Source organism: Spirillospora sp. NPDC049652 (assembly GCF_040675125.1).
Taxonomy (GTDB): domain Bacteria; phylum Actinomycetota; class Actinomycetes; order Streptosporangiales; family Streptosporangiaceae; genus Spirillospora.
The window spans coordinates 1-3,289 of record NZ_JBFAOF010000827.1 but is presented as its reverse complement, the minus strand read 5'-3'; the positions used below and the strand labels follow the sequence as shown (position 1 = coordinate 3,289).

Sequence of the window (3,289 nt, the reverse complement as noted above, 5' to 3'; positions counted from 1 at the left end):
GGTGCGCCACCCACCAGCCGAGGCCGCGCAGGGCGCACACGATCGTGGTGGCGTAGAACAGCGTGTAGGTCACGTTCGCGACCATCAGCACCCCGTACACCGTCGCGATCCCCGCGCCGAAGATGAACTGCTGGCGCGGCTTGGACGGCGTGGTCCCCGGGTCGGTGACCATGTAGTTGGTGAACAGGATGAACGCGACGCCGCTCATCGCGCCGAGGGCGGAGAACAGCGCGACGTCCCAGATCCAGTGCCGGACGAGCGCCTGGATCGCGAAGCCGCCCATCCATCCCATGATGAGCATCACCCGGCGGGTCAGCATCGCGTTGATGACGGTGCCCGCGGTGGCGATGACGACCGGGATGAGGATCCGGAACAGGCTGTTGGCGTACTCGGTGAACTGGTACGGCGGGGCGATGCTGACCCACGTCCCGAACAGCAGCAGCGTCAGCGTGATGCCGAAGTTGGACGGGTTCATGAAGTGCCGCCAGCGTCCCGCGATCGGGGCCTTCAGCACGTGCTTCTGCCCGACCGAGACGACCACCGCGAACATGATCGGCCACCACTTGTCGTTCGCGTACAGCAGCATGTTCGCGGCCAGGCTGGTGATGTGCGCGGGGAGCAGGAACTCGTACAGGCCGCGCGGGCCGTTGCCCCGGAAGCGGGGCGGGCGGCGCTCGGCCCACCCGCCGATGACCTCCAGGACGAGCTCGGTCGTGTACCCGGTGGCGAGCGCCAGGAACGGCCACAGCCACGGCTGCTCGAAGCCGAGCACGGTGTAGCCGAGGATGTTGAAGACGGTCAGCGAGATGGCGAAGTTGCGCAGCGCCGTGTAGCGCGGGTCGGGCTTGGCCCGGGCCGGCTTGGCGGCCTCCGGGGCGGGCGCCGGGGCGCTGCCCGCGGGCTGGACGGTGGTGGTCATCGCGTCGCGACCTCCTCGGCCGTGCGGTCCAGGGAAAGGGTGTGCGTGCCCGGCGTGAGGGTGAGCGTCTGCTCCAGCATCCGGCCGCCGGCGCACCACTGGAGGCGGACGCTCACCGGACGGGTGTCGGCGCCGAGCCCGAAGTGCACCTGGAGGCTGCGCTTGCCGCTGTGCCCGCCGCCGCCGTCCAGCCGGGACACCTGGGTGCGGCCGTCGGCGGTGCGGATCTCGGCCTGCGCGCCGTAGGCGGGGGTGCCGAGGCCGGTCAGGTTGCGGCCGGGCTTGGCGCCCGCGACCGGCCGGACCAGGTTCAGCTCCAGGTAGTTGCCGCGCCCGGGGCTGTTGTTGACGAAGAACGCGGGCGGCCCCCACTGCCGGGCGACGGCGAAGTCGAGCGTCCCGCCGCCGCGGGTGTCGCCGATGGCGATGCCGCGGGTCGGGATGCGCGCGTCGAGGCCGAGCTGCGAGGTGACGTTGACGAACTTCCCGGACGCCCGGGACGTGCGCCGCGTGTAGAACGCCATCGGCTGGTCCCCGGCGACGTCGTCGCCGGGCCGGACGTGCGGCCACATCGCCGGGTTCGTGTACACCTGGTCGTTGGTCATGGCCATCTCCTGCAGCCACGGCCACCGGCTGATGTCGCCCTTGACGAACCCCTCGGCCTGGAGGATCTCCAGGTTGCCGTCGTTGCGGAAGTCGCCGGTCTTGACGTCCCAGCCCCAGCCCGTCCAGGCCAGGCCGTACTGCTCGGCCTTCTGGGCGAACGGCGCGTCGCCGTCGGCCATCCGGCGCGCGGCCTCGGCCGGGTTCTTCGCCGTGTTGATCCAGGCGAAGTTGCTCTCCTCCAGGCCCCACGCGCTGGTGATGTTGCTGACCACCATGTCGAAGCGGCCCTTGTTGTCCAGGTCGCCGAAGTCGACGCCCATGCCCTTGAACGAGCTCTTGCCCATCACGAACGACTTGGGCGTGGTGGGCCCGCGCTTGCCCTTCGCCTCGGTGAAGCTGATCCGGCCGGGCGTGGAGGTGTTGTAGAGCAGGTGGTCCTTGCCGAAGTCGTTGGCGAGGTACAGCTCGGGCCGTCCGTCGCCGGTGATGTCGGCGCTGGACGAGGCGAGCGTCCAGCCGGTCGCGGCCTTGGGCGGGATCGCGCCCTTCTCCTCCACGTACTGGACCGCCGGGCGGTCACCGGCCGTCGCGCCGTACCAGCGCAGGACGTGCGACCCGCCGCCGTTCTTGGCGTTGGACATGGACGAGTTCATCGTCACGTTGTTCTGCGCGTGCGGGTTCAGCACGTCGGAGTCCGGAAAGTAGTTGCTGACCAGGATGTCGGGGTGGCCGGTCCCGTCGTAGTCGGCGACGTTCACCGCGTCGGTGTTCCAGCGCGGCCCGCGGTAGCGGCCGTCCGGCGACTGGTTGGGGACGAGCTCGACGGGCGTGTAGGCGGACGGGCCCGGGGTGGTCGCGTTCGCCTTGGCCAGGAACAGGATCGGCGTGCGGCCCCAGTAGTAGGCCATCAGGTCCGTCCGGCCGTCCTGGTTGAAGTCGCCGGGCGCGCACCCCATCGGGGCCATGGACGAGTCCATCGGCAGCGGCGCGCCGGACAGGGTGAACGGGGCGAACCGGTCGGCGGCGGGCGCGGTCGGCGCGTACGTCACGACGACCTGGTCGCTGCGGGGGTCCACCAGGCACAGCGCGTCCGCGCGGCCCCGCCCCCACAGGTCGGTCATCGCGACCGCCGCGCCCACCGACGAGATCCACGACCGGATGTGCCGGTAGGCCGGGTTCACGTCGCGGACGGTGCGGTCGGGCCGGTAGCCGGCGGGCATGGCGATGGGCTGCTCGGCGAAGGAGTACCGGGAGGCGATGCGCTCCCGTTCGGCCCCCGACGCCGTGGGCAGCCGGGCGACGAAGTAGAGCACCAGGACCGCGGCCAGCACGACGGCGCCGGGGACCAGCCCTCTCATGCGGGCATTGGAGAATGACATCGTTTCCTTTTCCCTCGGGGGACGGGAGACCGGCGGTCGGGCGTCCGCCGGATGGACGCGGTGACATCGCGGAAGTCACATCAGAATGGCTAGGCCGTGCGAATGATCTTTTTGCCCGTGCCAATCTGCTCACAATCTTGGGCAGCAATTTCGCAAGGGTCTACTTCCAGCGTGCTGCTCGGTCAGGAGACGAGAAAAGACCCGGGGGAACGGCGATCGCCGTTCCCCCGGGCCGACCGGGCAATCTGGAAGAAAGGACGTTCAGCCTTATACCGGCGCGGTGTTCGACCGGTTACCGGCGCGGCGTTCAGCCGGTTACCGCCGCGGCCTTGAGCGCGTCCCGCACATTGCGCCGCCACATCTCGTACGCGGGCACGGGTCCGGC

At 70.3% G+C, this 3,289-nt stretch carries 2 protein-coding genes; both read right to left on the bottom strand.

Annotated features, from left to right (window positions below):
* Positions 1-919, bottom strand: a 919-nt coding sequence (locus AB0J52_RS33345; protein WP_500186847.1) for an enediyne biosynthesis protein, incomplete at its 3' end; no start/stop codon positions are given.
* Entirely contained in the window at positions 916-2,883 is a 1,968-nt protein-coding gene (locus AB0J52_RS33340; protein ID WP_500186846.1) for a CRTAC1 family protein, read from the bottom strand. The genes AB0J52_RS33345 and AB0J52_RS33340, both read right to left, overlap by 4 nt.
* Positions 2,884-3,289: the final 406 nt, after the last annotated feature.

Coding starts and splice junctions, on each gene's coding strand:
- AB0J52_RS33340 (WP_500186846.1), bottom strand. CDS start 2,883: ATGAGAGGGCTGGTCCCCGGCGCCGTCGTGCTGGCCGCGGTCCTGGTG.